26 protein-coding genes are annotated in these 25,811 nt (G+C 69.5%); 10 read left to right on the top strand and 16 right to left on the bottom strand.

Annotated features, from left to right (window positions below; translation table 11 throughout):
• On the bottom strand, positions 1–2,666 hold a 2,666-nt coding region (locus E8A49_RS19850; protein ID WP_293385749.1), incomplete at its 3' end, for an indolepyruvate ferredoxin oxidoreductase family protein.
• Positions 2,667–2,807: 141 nt separating this feature from the next.
• Between E8A49_RS19850 and E8A49_RS19845 the strand changes: the two genes are divergently transcribed.
• The 4 genes from E8A49_RS19845 (at position 2,808) to E8A49_RS19830 (ending at position 6,930) form a co-directional block, all read left to right on the top strand.
• On the top strand, positions 2,808–3,305 hold the full coding sequence (locus tag E8A49_RS19845; RefSeq protein WP_293385747.1) for an Lrp/AsnC family transcriptional regulator: 498 nt from the start codon (positions 2,808–2,810) through the stop codon (positions 3,303–3,305).
• 24 nt (positions 3,306–3,329) lie between these two features.
• Positions 3,330–4,223 carry a pirin family protein gene (locus E8A49_RS19840; protein ID WP_293385745.1) on the top strand — a complete coding sequence of 298 codons (894 nt, stop codon included), beginning with the start codon at positions 3,330–3,332 and terminating at the stop codon, positions 4,221–4,223.
• Between the two features lie 57 nt (positions 4,224–4,280).
• Positions 4,281–5,657 (top strand): L-serine ammonia-lyase, encoded by a 1,377-nt coding sequence (locus tag E8A49_RS19835; protein ID WP_293385743.1) that lies wholly within the window; start codon positions 4,281–4,283, stop codon positions 5,655–5,657.
• A gap of 70 nt (positions 5,658–5,727) precedes the next feature.
• A complete protein-coding gene (locus tag E8A49_RS19830; RefSeq protein WP_293385741.1) occupies positions 5,728–6,930 on the top strand; it encodes a serine hydrolase in 1,203 nt (400 codons plus the stop codon).
• Here E8A49_RS19830 and E8A49_RS19825 read toward each other — a convergent pair.
• The 8 genes from E8A49_RS19825 to E8A49_RS19790 form a co-directional block, all read right to left on the bottom strand.
• Entirely contained in the window at positions 6,927–7,409 is a 483-nt protein-coding gene (locus tag E8A49_RS19825; protein ID WP_293385739.1) for an SRPBCC family protein, read from the bottom strand. The genes E8A49_RS19830 and E8A49_RS19825 overlap by 4 nt on opposite strands.
• Entirely contained in the window at positions 7,406–7,732 is a 327-nt protein-coding gene (locus tag E8A49_RS19820; RefSeq protein WP_293385737.1) for a metalloregulator ArsR/SmtB family transcription factor, read from the bottom strand. Before E8A49_RS19820 ends, E8A49_RS19825 begins: the two co-directional genes overlap by 4 nt.
• Positions 7,732–8,382, bottom strand: coding sequence for a glutathione S-transferase family protein (locus E8A49_RS19815; RefSeq protein WP_293385735.1), 651 nt, complete (start codon positions 8,380–8,382; stop codon positions 7,732–7,734). Before E8A49_RS19815 ends, E8A49_RS19820 begins: the two co-directional genes overlap by 1 nt.
• Before the next feature lie 157 nt (positions 8,383–8,539).
• Positions 8,540–8,812 (bottom strand): hypothetical protein, encoded by a 273-nt coding sequence (locus E8A49_RS19810; protein ID WP_293385732.1) that lies wholly within the window; start codon positions 8,810–8,812, stop codon positions 8,540–8,542.
• A 114-nt stretch (positions 8,813–8,926) separates the two neighbouring features.
• Positions 8,927–9,547: a CDP-diacylglycerol--glycerol-3-phosphate 3-phosphatidyltransferase gene (pgsA, locus tag E8A49_RS19805; RefSeq protein ID WP_293385729.1), complete on the bottom strand. Its 621-nt coding sequence runs from the start codon at positions 9,545–9,547 to the stop codon at positions 8,927–8,929.
• Between the two features lie 73 nt (positions 9,548–9,620).
• Entirely contained in the window at positions 9,621–10,604 is a 984-nt protein-coding gene (locus tag E8A49_RS19800) for a M48 family metallopeptidase (protein ID WP_293385726.1), read from the bottom strand.
• A 54-nt stretch (positions 10,605–10,658) separates the two neighbouring features.
• Positions 10,659–12,728, bottom strand: a complete 2,070-nt coding sequence (locus E8A49_RS19795; protein WP_293385723.1) for an adenylate/guanylate cyclase domain-containing protein — start codon at positions 12,726–12,728, stop codon at positions 10,659–10,661.
• Between the two features lie 61 nt (positions 12,729–12,789).
• Positions 12,790–13,719 (bottom strand): hypothetical protein, encoded by a 930-nt coding sequence (locus E8A49_RS19790; protein WP_293385720.1) that lies wholly within the window; start codon positions 13,717–13,719, stop codon positions 12,790–12,792.
• A 456-nt stretch (positions 13,720–14,175) separates the two neighbouring features.
• On the opposite strand from E8A49_RS19790, the gene E8A49_RS19785 reads away from it, so the two are divergent.
• Positions 14,176–14,955 (top strand): PEPxxWA-CTERM sorting domain-containing protein, encoded by a 780-nt coding sequence (locus E8A49_RS19785; protein WP_293385718.1) that lies wholly within the window; start codon positions 14,176–14,178, stop codon positions 14,953–14,955.
• Here the strand turns inward: E8A49_RS19785 and E8A49_RS19780 are convergent.
• The 3 genes from E8A49_RS19780 to E8A49_RS19770 are packed head-to-tail and all read right to left on the bottom strand — an operon-like array spanning position 14,952 to position 16,625.
• Positions 14,952–15,356 carry a VOC family protein gene (locus E8A49_RS19780; protein ID WP_293385716.1) on the bottom strand — a complete coding sequence of 135 codons (405 nt, stop codon included), beginning with the start codon at positions 15,354–15,356 and terminating at the stop codon, positions 14,952–14,954. The two genes, E8A49_RS19785 and E8A49_RS19780, sit on opposite strands and share 4 nt — an antisense overlap.
• Positions 15,353–15,832, bottom strand: a complete 480-nt coding sequence (locus E8A49_RS19775) for a helix-turn-helix transcriptional regulator (RefSeq protein WP_293385715.1) — start codon at positions 15,830–15,832, stop codon at positions 15,353–15,355. The genes E8A49_RS19780 and E8A49_RS19775 overlap by 4 nt, the downstream gene beginning before the upstream one ends.
• 7 nt (positions 15,833–15,839) lie before the next feature.
• Positions 15,840–16,625, bottom strand: a complete 786-nt coding sequence (locus tag E8A49_RS19770; protein ID WP_293385713.1) for an AraC family transcriptional regulator — start codon at positions 16,623–16,625, stop codon at positions 15,840–15,842.
• Positions 16,626–16,747: 122 nt separating this feature from the next.
• On the opposite strand from E8A49_RS19770, the gene E8A49_RS19765 reads away from it, so the two are divergent.
• Both E8A49_RS19765 and E8A49_RS19760 read left to right on the top strand, forming a co-directional pair.
• Positions 16,748–18,673: a S9 family peptidase gene (locus tag E8A49_RS19765; protein ID WP_293385711.1), complete on the top strand. Its 1,926-nt coding sequence runs from the start codon at positions 16,748–16,750 to the stop codon at positions 18,671–18,673.
• A 201-nt stretch (positions 18,674–18,874) separates the two neighbouring features.
• Positions 18,875–19,666, top strand: coding sequence for a PEPxxWA-CTERM sorting domain-containing protein (locus tag E8A49_RS19760; RefSeq protein ID WP_293385709.1), 792 nt, complete (start codon positions 18,875–18,877; stop codon positions 19,664–19,666).
• A 77-nt stretch (positions 19,667–19,743) separates the two neighbouring features.
• Here E8A49_RS19760 and E8A49_RS19755 read toward each other — a convergent pair whose 3' ends face one another.
• From E8A49_RS19755 to E8A49_RS19745, 3 genes are all read right to left on the bottom strand, one after another.
• A complete protein-coding gene (locus tag E8A49_RS19755; RefSeq protein WP_293385707.1) occupies positions 19,744–20,211 on the bottom strand; it encodes a nuclear transport factor 2 family protein in 468 nt (155 codons plus the stop codon).
• A gap of 114 nt (positions 20,212–20,325) precedes the next feature.
• Entirely contained in the window at positions 20,326–20,979 is a 654-nt protein-coding gene (locus tag E8A49_RS19750) for a glutathione S-transferase family protein (RefSeq protein ID WP_293385705.1), read from the bottom strand.
• Between the two features lie 177 nt (positions 20,980–21,156).
• Positions 21,157–21,780, bottom strand: coding sequence for a hypothetical protein (locus E8A49_RS19745; protein WP_293385703.1), 624 nt, complete (start codon positions 21,778–21,780; stop codon positions 21,157–21,159).
• A 476-nt stretch (positions 21,781–22,256) separates the two neighbouring features.
• Here E8A49_RS19745 and E8A49_RS19740 point away from each other — a divergent pair, with 476 nt between their 5' ends.
• On the top strand, positions 22,257–22,658 hold the full coding sequence (locus tag E8A49_RS19740; protein ID WP_293385701.1) for a hypothetical protein: 402 nt from the start codon (positions 22,257–22,259) through the stop codon (positions 22,656–22,658).
• A complete protein-coding gene (locus E8A49_RS19735; protein WP_293385699.1) occupies positions 22,639–24,240 on the top strand; it encodes a hypothetical protein in 1,602 nt (533 codons plus the stop codon). Before E8A49_RS19740 ends, E8A49_RS19735 begins: the two co-directional genes overlap by 20 nt.
• 107 nt (positions 24,241–24,347) lie before the next feature.
• On the opposite strand, the gene E8A49_RS19730 is transcribed toward E8A49_RS19735, so the two are convergent.
• Complete coding sequence (locus tag E8A49_RS19730; RefSeq protein WP_293385697.1) at positions 24,348–25,436, bottom strand: alpha/beta hydrolase; 1,089 nt, start codon at positions 25,434–25,436, stop codon at positions 24,348–24,350.
• A gap of 104 nt (positions 25,437–25,540) precedes the next feature.
• On the opposite strand from E8A49_RS19730, the gene E8A49_RS19725 reads away from it, so the two are divergent.
• Positions 25,541–25,811, top strand: a 271-nt coding sequence (locus E8A49_RS19725; protein ID WP_293385695.1) for a helix-turn-helix domain-containing protein, incomplete at its 3' end; no start/stop codon positions are given.

The following is a 25,811-nucleotide window of genomic DNA, read 5'->3' as shown; positions in this document are numbered from 1 at the left end:
CGGTAGAGCGCGCGGCTGGAGACCGGCACCACGCCCTTCTGCCAGGCGAAGCCCAGCATGATCATGTTGGCGTAGATGGCGTCGCCCAGGTTATTCACCGCCAGGTTCTGCGCCGGCATGGCGTCATAGGATTTCACCGCCGCGGTCAGCCGGCGGCCTTGCGCCTCGGCGTCGAAGCGCACGTCGCGGTCGGTGACGAAGTCGGCGGTGGGCGCGAAGTCGGCGTTGCCGACGGCCACCGTGCGATCCTTGGCGTAGAGCGCCAGCGCGTCCGGCCCGTCGGCGGAGAGGAGGTCGCAGGCGATCAGCACATGGGTCGAGGCCGCCGGCACCCGGCCGCCGACCACGGTCTCCTCGGTCTCGCCGATCCGCACGTGGCTGAAGACCGCCCCACCCTTTTGCGCCAGGCCCGTCATGTCGACCACGCTGGCGGCGCGGCCGTCCACGTGGGCGGCCATGGCCAGGATCGAGGCGACGGTGGTCACGCCCGTGCCGCCGACCCCGGTGAAGACGATGTTCTTGACGCCCTCGAAGGGCTCGAAGGCCGGCAGCAGGGTGGAGTCCGCGGTCAGCGCCGGCATGGCCTCGCGGTGCGGGTTCTCCGCGCCCTCCAGCGTGATGAAAGACGGGCAGAAGCCTTCCAGGCAGGTGTAGTCCTGGTTGCAGGACGACTGGTTGATCTTCCGCTTGCGGCCGAACTCGGTGTTCAGCGGCTCGACCGAGACGCAGTTGGAGGTCTTGGAGCAGTCGCCGCAGCCCTCGCAGACCAGCGGGTTGATCATCACCCGGCGCGGCGCGGCCTCCATGCGCCCGCGCTTGCGGCGGCGGCGCTTTTCGGTGGCGCAGACCTGGTCGTAGAGCAGGACGGTGACGCCGGGCGTGTCGCGCAGCCGCTGTTGGACCTCCATCAGCTCCGAGCGCGGGAAGACCTCGACGCCGGGCGCGAGGTCGGTGGCGTGCAGGTAGCGCTCGGGCTCGGCGGCGACGATGACGGTGGTCTTCACGCCCTCGGCGTGCAGCTGACGGGTGATCTGGGCGGGCGTGAAGCCGCTCTCCGCCGCCTGGCCGCCGGTCATGGCGACGGCGTCGTTGAACAGGAGCTTGTAGGTCATCGACGAGCCCGCCGCGACGGCGGCGCGCACCGCCAGCGAACCCGAGTGGTTGTAGGTGCCGTCGCCCAGGTTGACGAAGACGTGGCTCTCGTTGGTGAAGGGCGAGGCGCCCACCCAGGAGAGTCCCTCGCCGCCCATGTGGCTGTTCAGGTCCGTCGAGGGATCGTTGAAGCTGGCCATGTAGTGGCAGCCGATGCCGGCCAGCGCGCGGGAGCCTTCCGGCACCCGGGTGGACGAGTTGTGCGGGCACCCGGAGCAGAAGAACGGCTTGCGCTGCTGGTCGGCGCTGAGCGTCACCGCGGCCATGGAGGCGGCCGAGACGCGGGCCAGGTAGTCGTGAACCCGCTCCATGTGCGGGCCGGGCGGCAGGCGGTCGGCGATGGCCAGGGCCACCTCGGCGACGGACAGCGAGCCGATCTCCGACAAGAGCGGATGGCCCTGTTCGTCCACCTTGCCGATGATCTTCGGCCGGGCGTGGGCGGGCAGGTCGTAGAGGGCGGCGCGGGCCTGGGTCTCGATCAGCGGGCGCTTGTGCTCGATGACCATCAGGGTCTCGAGGCCGGCGGCGAAGGCGCGGACGCCCTGCGGCTCCAGCGGCCAGGGCATGCCGACCTTGTAGATGGCGACGCCCAGGTCGGCGGCCTCGGCGGCGGAGATGCCCATGGCCGCGAAGGCTTCAATCACATCCTTGTAGGCCTGGCCCTGGCAGACGATCCCGAGCCGCGGACGGGACGAGCCCAGCATCACCCGGTCGATCTTGTTGGCGCGGGCGAAGGCGAGCGCGGCTGGGATCTTTTGCGTGCGGAGCCGGCGCTCCTTGTCCAGCGGCTGGTCCTTCAGCCGGATGCCCAGGCCGCCGGCCGGCAGGCGGTAGTTGTCCGGCAGCACGAACCTGTGCCGGTCGATGCCGATGTCGATGGTGACGCCACTGTCCATGGTGTCGGCCAGCGCGATCAGCCCGACCCAGAGGCCGGAGAACCGCGACATGGCGTAGCCCAGGAGGCCGTAGTCCAGCACCTCCTGCACATCGGCCGGCGACAGCACCGGCATCTCGAAGTCCTGGAAGGCGAACTCCGACTGCGAGGGCAGCGTCGAGGACTTGCAGTTGTGGTCGTCGCCGGCCACCGCCAGCACCCCGCCCTTCGGGAAGGTGCCGGCGAAGTTGGCATGCTTGAAGGCGTCGCCGGTGCGGTCGACGCCCGGCGCCTTGCCGTACCACATGCCGAACACGCCATCGTACTTGGCGCTGTCGGCGAACAGGTTGGCCTGCTGGCTGCCCCAGACGGCGGTGGCGGCCAGGTCCTCGTTGACGCCTTCCTTGAAGACGACCCCGGCCTGATCGAGAAATTTCTGCGCCCGGTGCGCCTGCTGGTCGAGGCCGCCCAGCGGCGAGCCGCGATAGCCGGAGACGAAGCCCGCGGTGTTCAGCCCCGCGGCCTTGTCCAGCCGGTGCTGGTCGATCAAGACACGTAACAGCGCCTGGACGCCGGTGATGAAAACCCGGCCTTCCGTGAGCAGAAACTTGTCGTCGAGCGTCACTTCAGCGTGCCGCATCGCAATTTTCTTCCTTCTGCCCCTCGCGCGTCCTTTGGAAGATCATATAAGATCGCAGCAATTGCTTGCCAAAAGCGTGCCCCCGCCTGTCGGTTCCGGGGCAAGAACGACGCCCGCAAGCCGCTTAAGGGGAGGGAAAACTTGTCTGAGGTCCTGGACGCCGTCGATGCCAAGATACTCGACCTCATCCAGCATGACGCCGGATTGTCGGTGGCCGAGATCGCCGAACGGGTCGGATTGTCGTCCAGCCCCTGCTGGCGGCGCATCAAACGGCTGGAGGACGCCGGGGTCATCCAACGCCGGGTGACCATCCTCGACCGCGAGAAACTGGGCCTCGGCTTCGAGGTCTATTGCACCGTCAAGCTCAGCCTGCCGACCCGCGACAACCTCGACGCCTTCGAGACCGCCATCACCAAGCTGCCGGAGGTGGTGCAGTGCGCCACGGTCACCGGCTCGGCCGACTACGAGCTGCGCGTGGTCACCCGCGACATGCACGCCTTCGACGATTTCCTGCGTGAGCGCATCCTGTCGCTGGGCCTGGTCTCCAACATCGAGAGCCGCATCGTCATCCGCTCGGTGAAGAACACCACCTCGGCCCCGCTCGGCTTGATCAGCCCCTATGTGAGCGCGCAAGGATAGGGCTCCTCGAACCGGAGCCCTCCCATGATCGAGCTCGTCATCGACCAACGCCGCCGCGACCTGGGCGGGTTCGAGGTGGGGCGCGTGCTGCCGTTCCATGCGCGCCGGATGGTGGGCCCATTCATCTTCCTCGACCACATGGGCCCGGCGACCTTCCAGGCGGGCTTTCCACGTTCGGTGGACGTGCGCCCGCACCCGCACATCGGCCTCTCCACCGTCTCCTACCTGTTCGAAGGCTCGATGACCCACCGCGACAGCGTGGGCTCGACCGAGGTGATCCGGCCAGGCGAGGTCAACTGGATGACCGCCGGCAAGGGCATCACCCACTCCGAGCGCTTCGAGGACCTGCGCGCCCATGGCGGGACCATGAACGGCATCCAGGCCTGGGTCGCCCTGCCCGACGAGGCCGAGGAGACCGACCCGGCCTTCGCCCACCACGGCCCCGACGACCTGCCGACCTATGAGGGCGGCGGGATGTGGGCGCGGCTGATCGCCGGCAAGGCCTTCGGCGCCGAGGCCAAGGTCAAGACCCACTCGCCGATGTTCTACGTCCACTGGGCGCTGGAGGTCGGGGCCACCGCCGCCCTGCCGGCGGAATATCCCGAACGCGCGGCCTATGTGGCCCAGGGCATCGTCGAGATCGACGGCCGCCAGCTGCACGAGGGCCAGATGGCGGTCTTCGCGCCCGGCGAGACCGTCACCGTCACCGCGGTGACCGGCGCCATCGTCATGCTGCTGGGCGGCGAGCCGGTGGGCCCGCGCCTCATCGAATGGAATTTCGTCGCCTCGACCAAGGAGCGGCTGGAGCAGGCCAAGGCCGACTGGCGCGCCGGCCGCATGAAGCTGCCCGACGCCGACGACCAGGAGTTCATCCCCCTGCCGCCCGACCCGCCGGGCCCCGCGCCGGCGATGAGCTGAGCGAAGCCGCGCCAGGCGCCCTGTTTATAGGCGCCGGAACCCTCTACATCAGCGGCCATGAATGTCAGCGCCTTCGACCTCTTCAAGCTGGGGATCGGCCCATCCAGCTCGCACACCATGGGCCCAATGACCGCCGCGGCGCGGTTCCTGGGGCGATTGGGCCAGGCTGTCGAGCACACCGCGCGGGTGCAGATCACCCTCTACGCCTCCCTGGCGCTCACCGGGCGCGGCCACGCCACCGACCGGGCGGTGATCCTGGGCCTGGCGGGGTTCGAGCCGCGATCGCTGGATCCGGACAATGCCGACAAGGTGGTGGCCGCGGTGCGCGAGAGCGGCCGGCTCAATCTCGCCGGGCGGCGCGAGATCGGCTTCGATGAGGCGACGGACCTGCTCTGGGAGGGCCGCACGCGCCTGCCACAGCATCCCAACGCCTTGAAGTTCACCGCCTTCGACGGGGACGGCCAAGTGCTGGCGGAGCGCACCTACTTCTCCATCGGCGGCGGCTTCGTGCGCGACGAGGGCGAGATGGGGCTGAACACCCCGCCGGAGGACGCCGCCATCGTCGAGGTCCCCTATCCGTTCGACAGCGGCGAGGAGCTCCTGCAACTGGCCGCCGACGCAGGCCTGACCATCGCCGAGCTGATGCGCGCCAACGAACGCGCCCGGCGCAGCGACGCCGAGATCGACGCCGGCCTCGATGAGGTGGCCGCCGCCATGTACGCCTGCATCGAGCGCGGCATGCGCACGCCGGGCATCCTGCCGGGCGGGCTGAAGGTGCAGCGCCGCGCCCACCAGGTGCACCAGAGCCTGATGTGCGACGCCGACAAGCGCATCGCCGACCCGCTGGCGGCGCTGGACTGGGTGAACCTCTGGGCGCTGGCGGTGAACGAGGAGAACGCCGCCGGCGGCCGCGTGGTCACCGCCCCCACTAACGGCGCGGCGGGCCTCCTGCCGGCGGTGCTGCGCTACTACGACCGCTTCCACCAGGGCACGCCGCAGGGCCGGCGCACCTTCCTGCTCACCGCCGCGGCCATCGGCGCGCTCTACAAGAAGAACGCCTCGATCAGCGGCGCGGAGGTGGGCTGCCAGGGCGAGGTGGGCGTGGCCTGCTCCATGGCCGCCGCCGGCCTGACCGCCGCGCTGGGCGCCAGCAACGCCCAGGTGGAGAACGCCGCCGAGATCGCCATGGAGCACAACCTCGGCCTCACCTGCGACCCAATCGGCGGCCTGGTGCAGATCCCCTGCATCGAACGCAACGCCATGGGTGCGGTGAAAGCCATCGACGCCAGCCGCCTGGCCCTGCTGGGCGACGGCCAGCATTCGGTCAGTCTCGACAAGGTGATCGCCACCATGAAGCGCACCGGCGAGGATATGTCGGCCATCTACAAGGAAACCTCGCTCGGCGGCCTGGCGGTGAACCTGGCGGAGTGCTGAGGCCGGCTGTCGGATCGCGCCCAGGCTGTGCGTCCTAGGGCGGCGAAACACCAGACCGAGGAGCGCGGAGATGGGCGGCAAGGGGTTCACGGCGGAAGGCCTGAGCGGTATCGGCGCGGCGTTGCGCCAGGGCGTCGACAGCGGCTTCACGCCAGGGCTCGCGGCCCTCGTCGACCGTGGCGGCCAGACCGAGGTCTTCACCGTTGGCCATACCGGCCTGGACGGCGAGGAGCCGATGCGCCGCGACAGCATCTTCCGCATCGCCTCGATGACCAAGCTGGTGACCGCCACGGCGGTGATGATGCTGGCCGAGGAGGGCAAGCTGCGGCTGGACGAGCCAGTGGACCGCCTCGCGCCTGAACTGGCGGACCGGCGGGTGCTGAGGCGGATCGACGGCCCGCTGGATGACACCGTCCCGGCGCGGCGGCCGATCACGGTGGAGGACACGCTCACCTACCGCCTGGGCTGGGGCATCCAGTTCGATCCCGACGCGCCGATCATTAAGGCTGTCGCCGAGCTGGAGATCACCGGCTTCGGCATGCCCGACCCGCTACAGCCCTTCGGAGTGGACGAATGGCTGAAGCGGTTGGGAACCTTGCCCCTGATGCGCCAGCCGGGCGAGGCCTGGCTTTACACCACCGGCTCTGACCTCCAGGCCGCCCTCGTCGAGCGCGCATCGGGCATGGCTTTCGACGATTTCGTCCGTGAACGGATCACTGAGCCGCTCGGCATGGCGGACACCGGCTTTTTCGTGACCCCCCAGAAGCAGCCGCGATTGGGCGTCAGCTATCGGCCGGAAGACCGCAAGCTGGTCCCGTTCGACGCCGCCGGCGCCCAGAGCCGCTACGCCCGCCGCCCGCGGTTCCCGGAGGGCGACTCGGGCCTCACCTCGACCGTGGACGACCTCCTGGCCTTCTCGCGGATGCTGCTGGCGGGCGGCGAGCACGGCGGCAAGCGCCTGCTGTCCGAGGCGTCCGTGGCCGCCATGACCACGAACCACCTGCCACAAGCCCTGGCTGCGGCGCCGGGGGCCGAGGCCATCCTCGGCCAGGGGCACGGCTGGGGCTATGGGATGTCGGTGCTGGCCTGGCCGTCGAAGGACGGGCTGCGGCCCGGCGCCTTCGGCTGGAGCGGCGGCTTCGGGACGTCCTGGTACCTGGACCCCGCCGAGGGCCTGACGACCATCATCCTGACGCCGCGCCTGTTCGACAGCCCCGACCCGCCGGCCTTGCACAAGGCCTTCTGGGCGGCGGCCTACGCGGCGCTCGCCTAGCCCTCCAGCCAGGCGCTGAGCTTGTCGACCAGATCGCGGCTGCCGCGCTCGCGGCTGCCGTTGTCGTCATAGCCGTCGAGGAAGGCGCCCTGCTCGGTCATGGTCAGCTTGGCGCCCGCGCCAACAGCTTTGAACTCGAAGGTGGCGAGCGAGACCGAGATCTTCCGCCCGTCCAGACGCATCTCGTAGGCGTAGACGATGCGCGCGCCGGGCACGATGTCGAAGAAGGTGGCGTCGAACTCGGTGACCATGCCGCTCTTCCAGCGGCCCTTCAGCGTCTCACGGCCGCCGATGCGGAAGTCGAACACCCGCTCGACGATGTCCCAGGCCTCGTTGGGGCCGGAGAACCAGGCGTCCTTGCCGGCCTCGGTGGCGAAGGCCTCATAGACCCGCTGCGGCGTCACGTTCGGATAGGTGCGCTCGATGGCGAAGACGCCGTGCGCCACGCTGTGTTCGGTCGTCGTCGGGTCGGCGGTCATTTCGGTTCTCCGTCGGGGAAGCGTTTCAGGTGTTCGCCCAGGCGGTCGAGACGCGCGTCCCACTCCGCCCGGCGCTGGTTGAACCATTGCTCGGCCAGGCTGAGGGCGGCGGGTTCCACGCGGCAGGTGCGCACCCGGCCCTGCTTCTCCGAGCGCACCAGGCCGCTGGCCTCCAGCACCGCCAGGTGCTGGACGACGGCCGGCAGGGACATGGCGTAGGGCTGGGCGAGCTCGCTGACCGTCGCCGGCGCCCGGGCCAGCCGTTCGACCATGTCGCGTCGCGTGGGATCGGCCAGGGCCTGGAAGGTGGCGTCGAGGTTCATCAGCCGTCCTTCAGCGGGAAGTACTGGAACCAGGGCTCAGCCTCGGTCAGCACGCGCGCCACGCTGGGCCGCGCCTTCAGCCGCTCAAGGTAGGCGCGGAGCGGCGGCCAGGCGTCCAGGCTCACCGCATAGTCGGCGTAGTAGAGCGCCGGCAGGGCCGCGCAGTCGGCCAGGGTGAAGGCCTCGCCCATCATCCAGGGGCCAGCCACCCTGGGCGCGATCAGGTCATAGCCCTGGCGGACGGCGGCGCGGGCCTGTCCGGCGCCATAGGGATCGTGCTTGTCGTCGGGCCGCATCCGCTCGTTCACGATGCCCTGGAACGGCAGGTGGATGTAGCTGTCGATCAGCCGGTCGGCGAGGCGGATGGCCATCGACCGCTCCGGATCGGCCGGCAGCAGGCTGGCCGCCGCGGCCTGCGTCCGCGCCAGATACTCCACCACCAGCGAGGATTCCGGGATCATCTGGCCAGCCGCGTCGTCGACCAGCACCGGAAACTTGGCCAACGGCCACACCGCCTGGAACGCCGCCCGGTCGGCCGGATCGCCCAGGTTCACCGACCGCGGCGTGAACGCGACGTCGCCCTCATAGAGCGCGATCAGCGCCTTCCAGCAGAACGACGACAGCGGATGATAGTAGAGGGTGAGCGACATCGAGGGTCCAATCACTTAAGTTATGACTTAAGTATATGACGGTCCCGAGCGGGTCAAGCCGATCCCGGAGCCTCGGCCCGAACCAGACCCGCGACGCAAAAAGGCGGCCCGAAGACCGCCCTCTGCTGATGCGTCAACTGTGACGGCGCCGTCCGATTTAGCGGGGCATCCAGACGCCGTTGGCGTAGTAGCCGAGGCCGTCATGATAGTCCCGCCAATGGCGCTTCGAATCCTGGTTCCAAGTCTGATGGAAATACCAGTCGTCAGGATGGGTCTCGAAGCGCTGGCCGTAGGTCGCACGGACGTCGGTATGCCAACAGTCGCCCTGCGCGTTGCAGACGACCCGCGCCGAGGCGCTGCCGGCGCCCAGGGCGATCGCCCCGGCCGCGATCAGCGCGCCAATGGCCGCCGTCGTTGAGATAGATTTCATAGGAAGAATCCTCCACCGACCTGGAAAACCCAAGATCAGTGATCTCCCAACGCGGGGCTGCGCCTTAAAGTTGCTCTCGTGAAATCCTCAGGCCGCGGTACGTTCGGGCCCCATCTATTCCTGCAGGGCCTTGCGGGTCTGTTCCCAGTACTGGGCGCCGGTGATCAGGGTGACGATGGCGGCCAGCCAGAAGAGGCCGTGGGCGACGTAGGTGGCCGGGTTGCGGATCGACGGGTCGTCCGGCAGGCCGAAGGCGCCCCAGGCGGCCACCACCAGCTCCAGCGCCAGCGCCGTGAGCTGCAGGGTGGTCTTCCACTTGGCGAGCAGGGTCACCGGCAGCTTGATCCCCTTGCCGGCGCCCACTTCGCGCAGCGCGCTGACCGTGAACTCGCGGAACAGGATCAGGCCGGCGGGCAGCAGCACCATGGGCTGCGGCCCCAGCGACATCAGCCCCAGCACCGCGCCGCAGACCAGCACCTTGTCGCCGATGGGATCGAGGATCGCGCCCCAGACGCTGACCGCGTCCATCTTGCGCGCCAGCCAGCCGTCGAAAAAGTCGGTCACCGCGGCGATGACGAAGGCGTAGACCGCCCAGCGCTCGAGGGCGAACTGGATCGCCGGCGAGAGATGATCGGACAGGCCCGGCACCGCGCCGGCCGCCGCGGCCAGGGCCACGAACATGAACAGCGCCAGCACCAGGCGCATGGAGGTCAGGATGTTGGGCAGCGACTTCATGGGTTCGGAGCGTCCGGCGCAGGCGGTTCGTTCCGTCCGAGCTTAGCCGCTCCGGTGCGCCGGCGAGAGCGAATTAGGTGAGCCGGAACACCGTCCGGGTGGGGAAGGACTGCTTCAGCTCCACCCAGCCCGGATGGGCGCCGGGCGCGGCCATCGGGGTCTTGTCCGCGGCGATGGCCTTCTGCAGGCGCTTGATGCGGTCCTTGGTGCCGGGGTGGGTGGCGTAGAGCGAGGTGGTGGCCTTGGTGTTGGGCGGCACCAGCTTGAGCATGGTGTCGTAGAAGTCGGTGGCGTGGCCGGTGTCGTAGCCCAGGTTGTGGAAGACGCCGACGATGTGGCCGTCGGCGGCGTACTCCAGATCCTGCGAATAGCCGCTGGTGACCATCTCGTAGACCGGCCCCTCGAAGGCGGTCAGCACCTCGCCGGTGAAGAAGGCGCCGACGCCGCCGGCCTTGGTGCGGGCGACCTTCTCGACGATCTGCTGCTTGGCGATGCCGCCCATGCCCTGGACGAACTTCTTGTTCTTGATCTGGGCGATGCCGTGGCTGAGCTCGGCGTGGCCGTGCTCGTGGGAGATCACCGCGGCCAGCTCCTCGGGGGTCTTGCAATAGCGGATCAGGCCCTTGTGGACGCCGATCTTGCCGCCTGGCAGGGCCCAGGCGTTGACCGTCTCGTTGTCGATCAGGACGATGTCCCACTTCAGGCCGCTGCGCTTGCTGGTGGCGATCACCGGCTCGGCGAAGCTGTGCAGCGCCTCCTGGGCCCGGCGGGAATTGTAGCGGCCGCCGGACTGGTCGATGAACGGCTCGTAGTAGTGGTCGCCCATGGCGATCTCGTCGGCCTCGGTCAGCTTCATGCTGGCGATGACGCTGGCGGCCTGGCCCGCCAGATCGACGAAGCGGCTCATGACGGGGCTGCTGGCGGCGTTCGCCCCGGGGAGGTTCTGCAGGGCGGAGAGCCCGGGGATGTTGGGGATCTGCGCCAGCGCCGGGGTCGCGGCCAGGGCCGCCACGCCGCCCAGCAAGCCGCGGCGGCCGATGTCCGAAGTCTCGCCCATCTCACCCTCCCCCGGCCCGCCCGATGGCCGGCCCCCGATCTGGTCTGCAGCCCCTCACTTGGTCTTCAGCACGAACTCGCCCTGCCAGTCGGCCGGCGGCGGCTCGGCCTGGTAGGCCGCGCAGCGTTGAGCATACACCCGAGACGGCGGATCCGTGGAGGCCAAGCTTTCGAAGATCGCCCGCGCTGCGGCGAAATCCCGCGCATCGTGCAGCGCCAGCGCCTGCTCGAACGCCGCCAGCCGCGCCAGCACCTCGTCGGCGACGGCGCCCGCGCGGCCCACCACCTCGAAGACGGCGATCGGCAGGGTCTTGCCCTTGACCACCAGCCGGTCCAGCCGGCGCAGGACGAAGCCGCCGCCCAGCTTTTCGGCGGTGAGCTCGCTGATCATGATGGCGGTGCCGTACTCCTTGTTGGCGCCCTCCAGCCGCGCCGACAGGTTCACCATGTCGCCGGTCACCGTGTAGTTCAGCCGCTGGGCCGAACCCATGTTGCCGGCCACTGCAAAACCCGTGGCGATGCCAATGCGGGTGCCGAGCCGGCCGGACGGCAGATACTCGCCCACCACCTCGCGGTTGAACGCCGCCAGCGCCGCCTGGCAGTCCAGCGCCGTCTCCACCGCCTTGCGCTCGGCGTCGGCCACTTCCACCGGGGCGCCCCAGACCGCCATCACCGCATCGCCGATGAACTTGTCGACGTAGCCGTCGTGATCGTTCACCACCCCGGACATCAGGGTCAGGTAGCGGTTCATCAGCTCGATCAGCCGCTCGGGCGTCTCGCGCAGGCTCTCGCTGATGGTGGTGAAGCCCGCGATGTCGGTGAACATCACCGTCACCCAGCGCTTGTCGCCGCCCAGCCTCAGCGCGTCGGGGTCCTCCATCATCCGGTCGACCAGGGCCGGCGCCAGGTAATGGCGGAAGGCGTGCTGCACCCAGCGCTTCTCGCGGTCCTCGACCACGAAGCGGTAGGCGTAGATCAGGGTGTAGGACCCGACGGCGGCGATCAGCAGGCTGGCGGTGGGCGCAACCGTCAGCTCCTGCAGCGCCAGGACCGAGGCCGCCAGCTCCGCCGCCAGCGCCGCCGCGCCGACGACCGCCCCGGTGACCGGCGGCAGGAAGAGGAAGGCGATCGCCAGCAACAGGGTCGACAGCCCCACCGCCGCGAAGGCCGCCGCCGGCGGGGTCTCGCGCAGCGCCAGGTGCTTGGTCAGCGTGTTGATCGCCGCGGCGTGGATCATCACGCCCGGCATGGAGCGGCGGTCCACCGTGGCGGCGAAGCGTCCGGGATCGGGGGCGATGCGGCAGGGCGCGGGGGCGGCGCGGGCGTTGGCCCGTTCGTCCCAGGCCAGGCGCTTGGAGCTGCGGAAGCGGTCCTCGATGTCCAGCACCTCGCCGAACAGCACCACCTTGCCGGCGAAGGCGCGGCGGAAGTAGTCGGCGTTCCCCGCCTGCACGCAGGCGAACATGTCGGCCATGCTGTAGACGGGGATATCGCCGGCGCCGGTGTTGAAGTTGATCAGGAAGTCGCGGGCCGGCGGCGGCGTCCCCGCGCGCCTGGCCAGCTCCGCCCCGAAGGACAGCATCTCGCCGCCCTCCGTGGTGCGGAAGCCGCGCCAGTAGCTGCGCACCACGTCGTCGTCGTCGAGCTTGTAGTTGAGCAGCCGCAGGTTGTCCTGGCCGCGCACCGCCATCACCTGGCCGGCGTAGGGCGTCGTCGTCTGGCCCGACAGCTTGAACTCGCCCATCACCACATGGCCGCGGTCGGCGGCGTTGCGCAGCGCGATCAGGAACGGCCGGTCGTAGCCCAGCAGCAGCTCGGGCCGGTCGAGGGTGGTCGGGAACACCATGTCGAAGCCGATGGCCTTGGCGCCGGCCTTGTCGATGGCGTCGAGGATGTAGCCCAGGTAGGGCGTCCAGGCGACCTTGGGCGTGTTGGCGAAGGGCTCGGTGGCGTAGGTCTGCTCGTCGATGGCGACGATGGCCACATCGGAGCGGGCCGGCGGGAACAGCGGGCCGAACACCGCATGACGCAGGGGCAGCAGGACGTCGATCCCCTGGCGATCCAGGCCGCGGGCCAGGGGCGTCAGCGCCAGGGCGCCGGCGACCAGGCCCAGCGCCAGGCCCACCAGGACGCGCCGCCGCCGCCGGCGATGGGCGGAGCGCCCGCTCCCGCCGCCCTCGGCCGGCCTAGGGCGCGGAAAGAGGGACAACGCGGTTGGCCAGGTTGTCCGCCTCATCCAGGTCGGGTGAGATCGAGAAGATCGCGCTCGCCACCACCTTGTCGCCCGCCACCGCCTCGGCCTTGAAGGGCTCGCCCGGCGCCAGCGGCGGGACGCCCTTGACGGGGTAGGCGATCCAGTCGCGGTCGGTGGCGGCCTGCCAGATCACCGGATCGCCGGACTTCTCCAGGTCCTTCACCCGCAGGGTGACGGCGCCCAGGGCCTTGTCCCACTTGAACACCGGCGGCCCGGACTTCAGCGCCCGCTCGTCCCAGACCACGCCGGTGAAGGGGGTGATCCGGTTGACCGTCGCCCCGGCCTCCGAGGCGCTGGCCAGGATGATCGGGTGCGGCGCCTTGCAGCCGGGGGTCGGGCGCGGCAGCAGCTTGCCGCCGACCACATGGCTCCCGGTGGCCGCGACGGTGACCGTGCCGCCCTGGATGACCTCCGTCAGGCAGCCGGAGAGGTAGCTGAGCGTCACCGAACCCTTGGGTCCGACCGTGAAGTTCTGCTTGGCGAACACGTAGTCCATCTCGCGCACCGACGCCTTCGGCGTGGCGGCCTCGACCACCGCCACCGCGTCGGTGCCCAGCTTGTGCAGCGGCGGCAGGTCGGCGGGGCCCTGCTGCATGGCCATCGCCCCCGGCGCGCCGGGCGCGGTCGCCGCGGGCTTGGCCGCGCCCGCGCCGGTCGTCAGTGTCGTGGGTGTCGTGGTGGTCTGGGCGGGCGTCTGGCCGGGCACGACCTTCTTCAGGAAGTCGGTGAGCTGATAGGCCCGCGCCGGCCCGACGCCGGCCAGGACCAGGACCGAGCCCAGCGTCAGGGCGACGGCCAGTCCTCGACCCAGGCGCGCAGCGCCGGTCGCCGCCGTGGCGTCGAACCGCTCGGTCCCCCTCATGATCGCCTCACACCTGACCAGTGTCCCGTCCCACGGGGCCCCATGGCGAAGGTCCGCAGCCTAGCGCGGCCTTCGCGCCAGGCCAATGAAAACGAACACGGTTTGCGTAACCCGGCCCCTGGCGCCGGCCCGCTCACTGAACACGATCAGTGAAATCTTCGCGGGCACGATTCAAGCTCAATGGACGCCAGATTCGGGCGCATCGAGGAACATCAGCCAAAATGTCAAATTTATAGAAATTTTATACATTGAAACATTCTTTTATTCACTGAGCATGTTCTTTTAATTCATACGCTCAAGCTCTCAACAGACAGCAACACAGGCGATAAGATAAATATTCACCTTTGAGGGGAAACCTGTTTTCAAGAGGCTCGCTATTTCATAACGATGATATCGCAGCTTGTGGCTTTGGCTGCGGACAGCGCGATCGCCGCGCTTACGGGAGTAGGACGTCAGATGAGTAGGGTCTTGAATTTCACCGCCGCCGGCATCGCCGCGCTGTCCCTGGTCGCCGTGGCCTCATCGGCCGCCGCCGACACCGTGGGAAGCGACTCCTCGGCGGTGCGGGGAACCAACCTTGTCTGGCTGCAGAGCGGGACGACGGGCGGCAAGCTGATCAGCGGCCCCAAGGGCTCGACCACGGCCACGAACATCCTCACCACCTTCAATTTCAACACGCCGGACCTGCTCCTGAGCGGCATCGGCGCCGAGTTCCTGCTGAGCGCCACCGAGACCGGCCACGCGGCCACTGGGACCGGCGTCAACGAGACACAGGCCTACGTCGACGGAAGCTTCTCCTTCAAGCTGAACGACGCCACCACCAGCGCCGCGGACCTCGCCGCGCTGAACGCCATCTGCAACGGCTGCACCAACCTCCTGACGGTCACCTTCCACAACGCTTGGATTGTCGGCGGCAAGACCGGCGGAAACTTCCTGGCTCAGGACGGCGACACCACCAATACGCCGGCGAGCGATCCGACGACGGTGACCTTCACGTCGAGCTTCTTCGGCCCTACCACCGACGACTTCTTCAGCTTCGCCCTGGGCGCCACAGACGGGACGACGATCGGCTACAAGGCCGGCCAGTCGTTCGGCAAGTTCGACAGCGTCGGCAACGGAAACTTCGACGCCACCTTCGTGCCGGAGCCGGCGAGCTGGGCGCTAATGATCGCGGGCTTCGGCGGCGCGGGCGTCATGCTGCGCCGCCGTCGCGCGGTCGCCTTCGCCGCGGCCTAGCGTCTCTCGACCAGCTTCCAGCCGTTGCCGGAGGGGTCGCGGAAGCTGGCGTCGACGGCGCCGTAGCGGTCGGTGGGCTCCTGGGTGAACTCCACGCCCTCGGCGCTCATCCGGGCGTGGGCGGCGCGGCAGTCGTCGACCACCAGCACCAGGGGCGGCATGGCGCCCTTGGCCACAAGCTCGGCCAAGGCCTGGGCGGCGCCCTCGTCCACCGTCGGCGCCTGCGGCCTGAAGAGGCCCAGCTGGAAGGACGGCTGGTCCGGATGCTGCACCGTCAGCCAGCGGTAGTCGCCGTTCTTGGCGTCGGTGTGGACCCGGAAGCCCAGCTTGCCGACATAGAACTCCAACGCTTCATCCTGGTCGCGGACGTACAGACCGACGACGCTGACACCCTGGCTCATGGGACCTCCGTTTGTTCGGCCCCGTCTATATCGCCGGCCTCGCGCCGCCGCTTCTCCGAAACTGCGAACCTGAGGTCGGGGCGGTGGGCGGCGCGCAGGAAGCAGGGCGGCGCCTGGGCCGGCGCGGGCGGGACGGCCCGCTCGCGGGCGCGGCGCTCGCTCGGACTCTCGCCGGTCACGTCCCGGAAGGTGCGGCCGAAGGTGCCCAGGCTGTTCCAGCCGGTCTGGAAGGCGATCTCGATGATCGGCAGGTCGGTCTCCCGCAGCAGGGCCGTGGCCCGCTCGATCCGCCGGGTCAGCAGGTAGCGGTGCGGCGGCACGCCGAAGGCCTGGGCGAACGAGCGGGCGAAGTGCGCATCCGAGACGCCGCTGACCCGCGCCAGCCGCCGCACCGGCCAGGCCTCGTGTGAGGCCGCGTCCATCCGGTCCTTGGCCCGCAACAGCCGTCGCAGCAGGGCGGGGTCCTGGGTTCCCATAGGCGGCTCAGCAGGGGCCGACGCGGCGCCGGGCGCCGCGGTACTGCGACGGAGTCACGCCGAGCTGGGCCTTGAACTCGCGGCAGAGGTGGGCGTGGCTGCTGAAGCCGCTTTCCAGGGCGATGTCGGTCAGGCCGGCGCTGGAGCTTTCGAGGCGGCGCGCGGCGTGCTCCGTGCGCAGGCGCCGCAGGCAGGCGCCGACGGTCATGCCGTAGTGCCGGCCGAACTCCCGGGCGAGATGGATCTCGTGGCGGCCGGCCGCCTGGGCGATCTCGGCGAGCGTGATCGGGCGAAGGGCGTTCTCGTGGATGTGCGCCCAGGCGGCGCGCAGCCAGGCCGGCGGGCGTCCGGGCGCAGCCGTGGCCGGGCGGTTGGCCCGCCCCAGCGCGGCCACTACCTCCAGCATCAGCCCGTGGCAGGCCACGCCGCTGAAGTCGTCGGCGTGGGCGAGCTCCTGCAGCAGGCGGTCGCCCAGGCGGCGGAACACCGCGCTGTTGGCGTGCGGCGCCTCGCTCAGCGGCGCCTTGCAGTCGGCGAGGTAGTCGACCCAGTCCGCCTCCGGCCGGATCGTCACCTGCCGGGCCCCCAGCGATCCGAAGGTCTGGGCGTGCGGCGTCCCCGCCGGGAAGAAGGCCACGTGACCGCGCGTGTAGTCGCGCGTCTGGCGGCCGATGTGTTCGAGGAAGCCGCCGTGGACCACCAGGCTCAGGGACGCCTCGCCATGCTCGTGGCGATCCATGGAGCCGCCCGCGCGGTAGGTCCGCACCTGCGGCCGAGCCTGAGCCAGCACCATCCGTGGTCCTCCATTGCGCCCACGACTATGCGGCGGCGCTAATCCGACGCAAAGCCGCTAGGCCCGTGGAAGGCGGCGGCGCGGCGTCGCGGTAGGATCGCCGCGCGAGAGGGAGTCCGCCGTTGCCTGGCCTGAAAGCTGTTCTGCGATATCTGCCGGCCGTGGCGCTGGCGTGGGCGGCGTCGAGCTTGGCGTTCGCGCAGGAGTCCCTGACGCCCGCCCAGGCCCTGTCCTCCGTCCGCGCCGGCGACATCCACTTTTCCCCCGATGGGACGAAGCTCACCTATGTGGCCCTGAGCTACCGCTGGGACTACCGCTCGCAGCTGCATGTGGTCGACGTCGCCACTGGCGCGGACCAGGCGCTGACGCCGGACGGCAAGTCCGAGCGTGGGCCGCAGTGGTCGCCGGATGGCGCCGAGCTGGGCTTCCTCTCCAACCGCGGCGGCCGCTCGCAGGTCTATGCGGTCCCGGCGGCGGGCGGGACGGCGACTGCGCTCACGGCGCGCAAGGCCGGGGTCGACCGCTTCCGCTGGTCCCCGGACGGCCGCCAGATCGCCTACCTCGCCAAGGCCGACGACACCCCGGCCGCCGACGGACCGCAAGTCGCGGACGATCCGCGCCAGTTGCCGCGCCTGTGGATCCTCGACCTCGCGACCCGGACGACCCGCAGCCTCGGCCCCGCCGGCTGGCGGATCGACGACCTGCAATGGCGCGACGGCGGCCATCTGCTGCTGGTCGCCACCGCGACGCCGCGGGTGGAGGCCGAAACCGACGCCCTCTACAGCCTCGCCACGGCCGACGGCGCCGCCACCCTCCTCAACCAGCCGCCGCAGCCTTTCGACAGCCTCACCCTGTCGCCGGACGCCACGCGGCTGGCCGTCCGCTCCACCCTCGCCAAGGGGCCGGAGGCGCGGGACCTGATCGTCGCCCCCGCCGCGCAGGGCGGGCCGTTCAAGGCGCTGTGGCCGGCGCCGAACCTGGCGGTCCTGCAGGCGCGCTGGCGCGACGCGGACGGTCTCTACGCCCGCGTCGCCGACGGCTTCTACAATCGCCTCGTGCGGCTGCGCGAAGGCGCCGCGCCACAGAAGATCGACCTGGCGCGCTCGGTGAACAGCTTCGACGTCGCGCCTAACGGCGACATCGCCTTCGTGGGCGAGGACTTCGGCCACCTGCCCGACATCTTCGTACGGACCGCCGGCGGCGACGTCCTCCAGCTCACCCACCTGCAGGCCGGCTGGGACGGCGTGCGCCTGGCGCCCACGGCGATCTTCTGGACCAGCAGCTTCGACGGGACCCCGATCGAGGCCGCCCTGGTGAAGCCCGCCGGCGCGTCGCGCGCCGCGAAGGCCCCGCTGGTACTGCTGGTCCACGGCGGCCCGTCCTCCAACTTCACGGCGGGCTACGGCTGGGAGGCGGCCTGGGCGCAGATGCTGGCCACACACGGCTACGCGGTTCTGATGGTCAACCCGCGCGGCTCCAACGGCTACAGCGAGGCCTTCATGGCGGCCAACCGGGCCGACTGGGGCGGCGGCGACTACAAGGACCTGACGGCGGTGCTGGACGCGGTGATCGCGCAGGGCGAGGTCGATCCCGAGCGCCTGGGGATCGGCGGCTGGTCCTACGGCGGCGAGATGGCCGCCTGGGCGATCACCCAGACCCGCCGCTTCAAGGCCGCCGTCGCCGGGGCGCCGGTCTACGACCAGCAGGCGGAGTTCGAGACCGAGGGCGACGGCAGGGGCGGCGACGAGTGGTGGTTCGGCACGCCCTGGGACCAGCCGGAGGTCTACGCCCGCAACGCGCCGGCGACCTACATCAAGGCCGCCCGGACGCCGACCTTGATCCTCGACGGCGAGGACGATGTGAACAACCCCGTCGGCCAGTCCAAGGGCCTCTACCGCGCGCTCAAGCGCCTGGGGGTCGAAGCCGAGCTGGTCACCTATCCCGGCGAGGGCCATTCCCCGCGCCTGGGCGTCAACAACATCGACATGTTTGGCCGGATCCTCGCCTGGTACGACGCCCACCTGAAGCCGCAATCCCCTCCAGGTTGAATCCATTATTAATTTTTTATAGCCCGTGTCACTCGCATGTCGTTTACCTCGTAAATGCTGAGCTTCGGGGCGATCTGCGCTGGCGAAGACAGCGCGGGCGGATTGTTCCGCAACAAGGTGACACTCGCCGCTGGGGCAAAGGGATCCATGTCTCTCAGAGCATGGATCTCAAGTAGAACGAGTACGGGGCTGGAAAACACAATGCAAAATCGTCTTCTCGTGGCTTTGATCGCCACGACGTCTCTCGCTGTGCTTGGCGCGACCGCCGCCCAGGCCGGGACCGTGGTGGTCACCGCCCTCGACGGCTCGCAGGGCTGGAGCAGCCCGGCCGGCGAAAACACCGGCGGCGGCACGGCCGCCATCACGAACACCCCGATCGACGGTAACGGCTCCCTGGCCCTGACCGGCGACCGCAGCCGCGTGGTGTTCGGCGGTTCGGCCGGCCTCTACGGCAACCCGACCGCGCCCGGCGCCACCAACAACCTGGGCGCGCTCAGCCAGTTCACCGACCTGTCCTTCAGCTACCAGATCGATCCCACCTCGGTCAGCGCGCTCGACGCCAAATATTCCCCGCTGCTGGGGCTGACGATCTGGAACGGCAATACGCGGGACGAGCTGGTCTATGAGGCCGCCTATCAGACGGGCGGCTACGCCGCGGAAGGCGCCATCGGCACGCTGAACGTCACCGACTCCAACGCGCTGTTCTACCTGAACAGCGAGGGCGACCCGAACGACGCCCATACGCTGGCCGACTGGCTGACCATCGACCCCAGCCTCGCCAGCGACGTCGTCGGCGGCTTCTACGTCGGCGTCGGCAGCGGCGCCGGCGCGGGCTACCTGGCCCACGTGGACGACATCACCGCCGACGGCACGACCTACAACTTCGAGACCGCCGCGGGCGTGCCGGAACCGGCGGACTGGGCCCTGATGATCCTGGGCTTCGCCGGCGCGGGCGCCGTCCTGCGCCGCCGCCAGGGCGTCCTCGCCGCCTGAGCTTAGCGGACTGACATCGACGGGCCGCCGGCCGCAAGGCCGGCGGCCTTGTCATGTCCGCGCCCCGCCCGCCGCCTTCACCCATGGCTGTTGTGGGTCGAGACCAGCGCGCGCCAGCGGCCCTGGTCGTAGACGAAGATGTCGACCGAGCTGACCTGTTCCTCGGTTTCCGGGGCGCGGTAGCTGATGAGGGCGGTGTCGCCGGTCATGACGACCTTCTCGACCTCCGGGTGCGCCTTGCGGAACTCGGCGGCCAGCTGCTTGGCCGGGACCGTCGAGGGGTCCTTCAGGTTGGCGGCGTGGGCGATCAGGGCGGCGCGGGGATGGACGCGGCCGTTCGGCTCGATGTCCTGATACTGCGGCATCAGCCGGCGATCGAGCGCCGCGACGTCGCCGCGACGTTCGGCCGCCAGCCAGTCGTCGCTGGCCGCCAGGACGGCGGCTTCGGTCCGCGGCTCCGGCGGCGGCGCGGCGGCCAGGGCCGCGGCCGGGGCGGAGAGCGCGGTCAGCGCGGCGAGGACGGACAGGATAAGCCTGGGACGCATCGAATCCTCCAGTGGGCGCATGAGGCGCACGGCACCTTGTCCGCCCCGCCCCGCGCCATCGCCTGGATTGCGACGAACGCCGCCCTGCCGGCGTCCAGCGGCCGGCGCCGGGCGCTAGCCCGCCGGCTGCTGGGCCGTGAACACCGCCAGCTGGGCTGCGAACGCCCGCTGGTAGGCGGGGCGCGCCTGGCCGCGGGCGACATAGGCGGCGAGGTTCGGGTGCTCCTCCACCAGGCCCGATCCGCCCAGCCGCATCAGCACATTGACCATCAGGAGGTCGCCGGCGCTGAAGGCGCCGTCCAGCCAATCGGCGCCGCCGAGGCGGGCGGCCAGCTCGTCCAGCCGCCTGCGGACGCTGGCGTCGAGCATCGGCTGGCGCGCCTCGAACCAGGGCTTGTCGCGCTCCAGGATCAGGGCCATCGCCCGCTCGAAGATCGGCGGCTCGACGGTGTTGAGCGCGGCGAACATCCAGGCGACCGCCCGCGCCCGGGCGTCGGCGTCGGCGGGCAGCAGGCCCGGGCGCCGCTCGGCGATATGGAACACGATCGCCCCGGACTCGAAGAGCGCCAGGCCGCCGTCCTCATAGGTCGGGATCTGCCCGAAGGGGTGCCGCGCGAGGTGCGCGGGCTCCTTCATCTGCGCGAACGACACCAGGCGGACCTCGTACGGCTGGCCCACCTCCTCCAGCGCCCAGCGGACCCGCATGTCCCGCGCCAGCCCCCGGCCGCGGTCGGGTGAGCTGGCGAAGGCGGTGATGGTCGGCGTCATGGGTCCTCTCCCGCGTCCTGGCTGGCGCACCCTAGGACGTACCACCCCCACGCCCGCCGACAATCGACCCCGAATAGATCCTCCCCGAGGGCGAAGCCCGATTGAGGGGAAGGTGGCTCGCGGCCCAGCCGCGAGACGGAGGGGGTCGCGGCCCGCGGCGCCGAAGCCACCCGGCCCTTAGCCCCTCAGCACCACCCCTCCGGATCGTCCGGTCGCGGCCCGGCCTGCGAACGGCGGATCTCCTCGAACCGCAGCTGCACGCCCGCGGCCTTGGCCACGGGGTCGATCGGGTCCTTCCACGGCCCCTCGCTGGTGCGCACCGGCAGCATGGTCGGGATCGGGGGTGTAGCCCACCACCCGGTGCTGGCCGGTCACCGTGTTCTCCTCGATCTTGAAGTGGCGGAAGCAATAGGTCTGCACCTCCGGCGGCTGCGGCGCCTCGGCGGGCTTCAACCGCCCGTGCGTGCGCGGCCCCATCACCGCCGCCGTCCAGCGCAGCTGGCCCAGCCGCACGCGGGTCAGGTAGGCGGTCTCCGGCGTCGCCTCCATGGCCATCTTCCACCCCAGGTCGCTCAGCCGCTCGGCCAGCCCCTCGCGCGCCTGGCGCAGGTCCTCGGCGAATTCCGGATGGTCCTCCCGCCAGCGCACCACCGTGCGCAGCGACGGCAGGTGCGGGTCGGCGCAGACCTCCTTCAGCGTCTGCCCCTCCGCCACCCGCCGGCACACCTCCCGAGCCACGACGGCGGTGCAAAGCGCGTTCCGCGCCCGCCGGTCCAGCGCCGCCGCAGGTGAGGCGTCCACCCCGGCCTCCGCCGTCGCCCCGACACATCGGACGCCGCATCCGCCGCCGCCCCCGAACCCCCAAGCTCCAAAGCCATGCCGCCACCCCCGCGCACGCCGGCGCGGGCCCCTCGCAAAGGTCCAAAGGAAAGGATCTGCGGCCTGCTGCCCTTCTTGGTGCAAGGGCTACTCAAGGAGCTACTTCGCTTGGGAATCTGACGAGTCACACCCATGGAAAGTCCGATCTAGGTACGGCTCCCGGTGTCCGCATCTGGCGCAGTCCGGCCTGACCAAGCCTGCTACCACGACCCGGACCGTGTGCTGCTGAGCGGCAATGTGGTCACTTGCACCGCGGTGCCAGGGGGCACCAACTGCAACGGAGGCCTTCAGGACTCCCGGCCATGGTGCCGGGGACGGAAGGGAGGTCGGTGCGGAGGCTTGCGTCCCGCACCTGGGTCGCGCCAAGTGTAGGTGCCGCTTTGCGAAGAGGACGCTAGATGAATCTGTGGCGGAAATCCAAGCCGACGCCCTTGCGGCTTCAGGTCGTCTGCACTGACGAGTTCGCGAGCGACATCGTGGCGTCCATTCAGGCGCGGGACGCGGCGGATGTGGCGGTCACCTCGCAGGTGGAAACGCTGGATCCGAACGTCCAGGGCTTCGATCCGGTCACCCTGTTCGCCGTGACCCTCGCTGTGTACTCGGCGGTGTTCCGGCCGGTGGGGGACATCCTGAAGGATGCGTTCAAGGCTCGTCGAGGGCAGACAATCGAGATCAAGACGAACCGTGTCCGGCGGCAGTATCATTTCCCGTCCGGCGCCACGGACGCCGACATCGACGCGGCAATCGACCTCCTGACCACCGAGCTCGATGGCCGGTCGGATGTCCAGCGGCGGCCCTGACACCGAGGTTCGCCTGCCGCGTGACCTTGGCGGCTTCGATCAGCGTTTCTTCGGCGTCGAGCTGAAGATCCACAGGCAGGCGGACTGCTGGCCAGCCCTATGTCCTTGGGAGGTCCTGGCGGGGGAAACCCCGTTCGATCTCGCATCTCTCTCAAGCGACCAGGACTGGGCGAACTTTCTATCGGCCTTGACCCTCAGAATGCACGAGGGGCAGCACGCCCTCGACTACTTGTATTCGCCGTGGGGCGGCGAAGTCCTGCGCTGCCGGATGCGTCTGTCGAGCATAGTCGGCGATGTCTTTGGCGGCCTGTTTCAATACGCCGTCTTTGCGAGCGATCGGCTGCGGCACATCCCGGCACCCTACGCCAAGTGGTGCAGATTCTCCGCCGACGCGCGAACGCGGCAGCTGCGCGCCTGGAACGCCGAGCGGCGCGCCATGGGCCTGCCGGACGTCAATATCGAACCGCTGACCTTCAACCAGCGGGGCGTGCCCGAAGCCCTTCGTGGCCGAGCGGCTCCGCCGCGCTTCACGACCCCGCTGCGCGTCGAGTGCCTTTTCGCCTACGACCGCCTTGAGCATCTGGTCGAAACCTCGACCGTATTGCGTGGAACGCAGCGGATCACAGCGGCCGCCGTTTTCGAAGCCAGCGCGGTCTTGGCGCAGCTATCGATGATCGGCGAGACGATGGGAGCGGACCGGGCCCACCGTTATCTGTTTCAGGTCCTGGGAGCCCCCGTTTCTCAACACAACATCGCTCTACTGTTGATGCTCGACGGCATCGAGCGGTTCTATGGGAAGATCATTCCCCAAAGGCTGTTGCGCGCCATGGTCGCCTGGAGCCTGCTTGGCGACGTCACCGGCGGGGATTTCGGGCGCCCGGCGCCCACCCGCCGGCTCATGTTCCTGGCTGAGCGCGGCCTTTCCAAAATACCGGTCGACGAGATCAACGCCTTCAGCGTTGTCGATATCTTCGCGCGTTGGGACGCCGCTTATGGGGGCGCGACATGGGACGCGGCGTTACGGAAGACGCTCATGGACTTCCAGGCGATCTCCGACGAGCTCCAGGGCGTGTCCATCGCCTTCTCCCTGTCCTTGGCTGGCGAGAGCGTCAAACCCAACACCGAATATCTGGACCTTGCGAAGACCTGGTGCCGCTCGGTGGTTGAGCGCGCGCGCATGGTCCATGGGATAATCTTCGAGCAACCTGAATATCTCGTCGAGCCTATGCGAATGCAGGAGCGGATCGACCTGCAGGCCGAGCTGCCCGTCCTCGTCACCTGCGCGGAGGGCCTGGCCCTGCGCATGGACTGGGACTCCTTGCGGGCGGCCGGCGGTGTCGTGGTCGCCGGAGCCCGCGCCCCGCCGGCGGAGGGCGGCGATGTGATCCGCCAGGCGATCTGGCCATCGGCGTCGCGGCATTGCATCGATGCGTTGTCAGCGCTTCGGCAGCGCGACATCTTTGCGAACTGCGACCTGGTCTTCTCGGATTCGCTCTGGCGGTCGGTGGATCGGGAGTTCCAGGAGCACATGCTCGCCACGCTCCGCGAGACCTTCCACGCTGAGCTGCTCCACATTTTCTGATATCATCCGGTGGGGCAAGCAGATGTCCGGAAATTTGGGGCGCCAAGGTCCTATCGCAAACCGGATGCCAATGTCAGCTTGTGGCGCAGGGCCGTCGGCGCTTGTCATCAGGTCGTCGCAGGCATCGCTAGCGGCCGCACGTTCTGCACGATCCAGTTCTGGAGGGCCGCCGGCTCCTCGAAGGGCGGATTGTGGGCGCTCTGCTCGAACCAGACGAAAGCCTTCCGCGGCGCACGTACCTGATCGTAGAAGTCGTGCGCGACACTGGCCTCAGACTGACGATCGTAGCGGCCTGACAGGAGGAAGATCGGCGTCGCAAACACCTGTGGCTGGTCGTCGATGACGAAGCGCGAGAACTCACCCTGGGTGAGTTGGTTGCTGAAGGCCCCGCTGCCCTGGAAGGCCAGGAAGTCGCGCCAATTCGCCTCCGAATGGCGCAAGCCGGCCAGGATCAGATCGTTGTAGCCCATCTGTCTGTGGAACGACCCGCCGTAGGTCAGCATCAGGTCGCGGGGCGTGAAGATGGGCTGGCCCGGCCGTGGCGGCGGTCCGAGGGCCGCGAGCCGGGCCTCGCCGCGCTTGTCGCGGCGCGCGCGCGCCTCCGTCACGGCCCAAGCATAGGAGCGCTGCTCGCTCTTCGGCACGTCGGCTACTTGTCCGACGCCCACATAGGCCGCCACCTTTTCGGGATGCTGCTGGGCGTAGAGCACGCCGGGGACCGTGCCCCAGGAATGCCCCACCAAGACCACCTTGCGTTCGTTGAAGCGCGTCAGCACCGTATCGACCACGACGCCTAGGTCGTCCACGTACTGCTGTATGGTTAGCGTCGCCGGCTTCGGCGCGCCCGGATCGAAGTTCTGGCCGGCGTAGCGCTGGTCCCAGTAGACGACCACGAAATGGTCCTCCAGGCCGGCGTCGTAGTGGCGCAGCGCCGTGGTCTCGCTGGAGCCGGGGCCGCCGTGAATCCAGATCAGGATCGGGTTGCGCCGGTCGCGCCCGCGGATCGTCACGGACTGTGGGACGCCGTTGACGCTTATCCGCTCCATCGTCGCCACGCTCTGCGGGAGTGGTTTGCCGTCCGGGCCGCGGAAGGCCGGCGTCGAAGGCGTCCAGACCATCCGCGCCACCATCGCCAGAAGGACGACGCAAATCAGGACGGCGAGTGCGGCCGCCATGCGGAAGACAATGCGCAGCATTTCCGATCCCCGGGGTGCGTGCGCTCTTCCACTTGGTGCGGCTCAGCGACGCTTGGCGCGCAGGATGCTTTGCTAAATTGCAGAGCGCAAGTTAGCGTTAGTTCATGGATGCGCAGTTCCGATCACGTTGCCCGATCGCCTCGTCGCTCGACCTGTTGGGAGACCGATGGACCCTCGTGGTGATCCGCACGCTAATGGCGGGCGCGATCAGCTACAGCGACCTCCTCGCCGCGCCCGAGAAGATCGCGACCAATGTCCTGGCCGACCGTCTTGGCCGACTGGAGGCGTCAGGCCTTGTCAGTTCGACCGCGCGGCGTGGGGTGGGCAAAGTTCGAAAGGCCTATCGATTGACGCCTGCCGGCGCCGATCTCCTGC

The sequence above is a fragment of the Phenylobacterium sp. genome (assembly GCF_004799515.1).
Lineage (GTDB): Bacteria > Pseudomonadota > Alphaproteobacteria > Caulobacterales > Caulobacteraceae > Phenylobacterium.
This window is presented reverse-complemented; position numbering and strand designations above follow the sequence as displayed.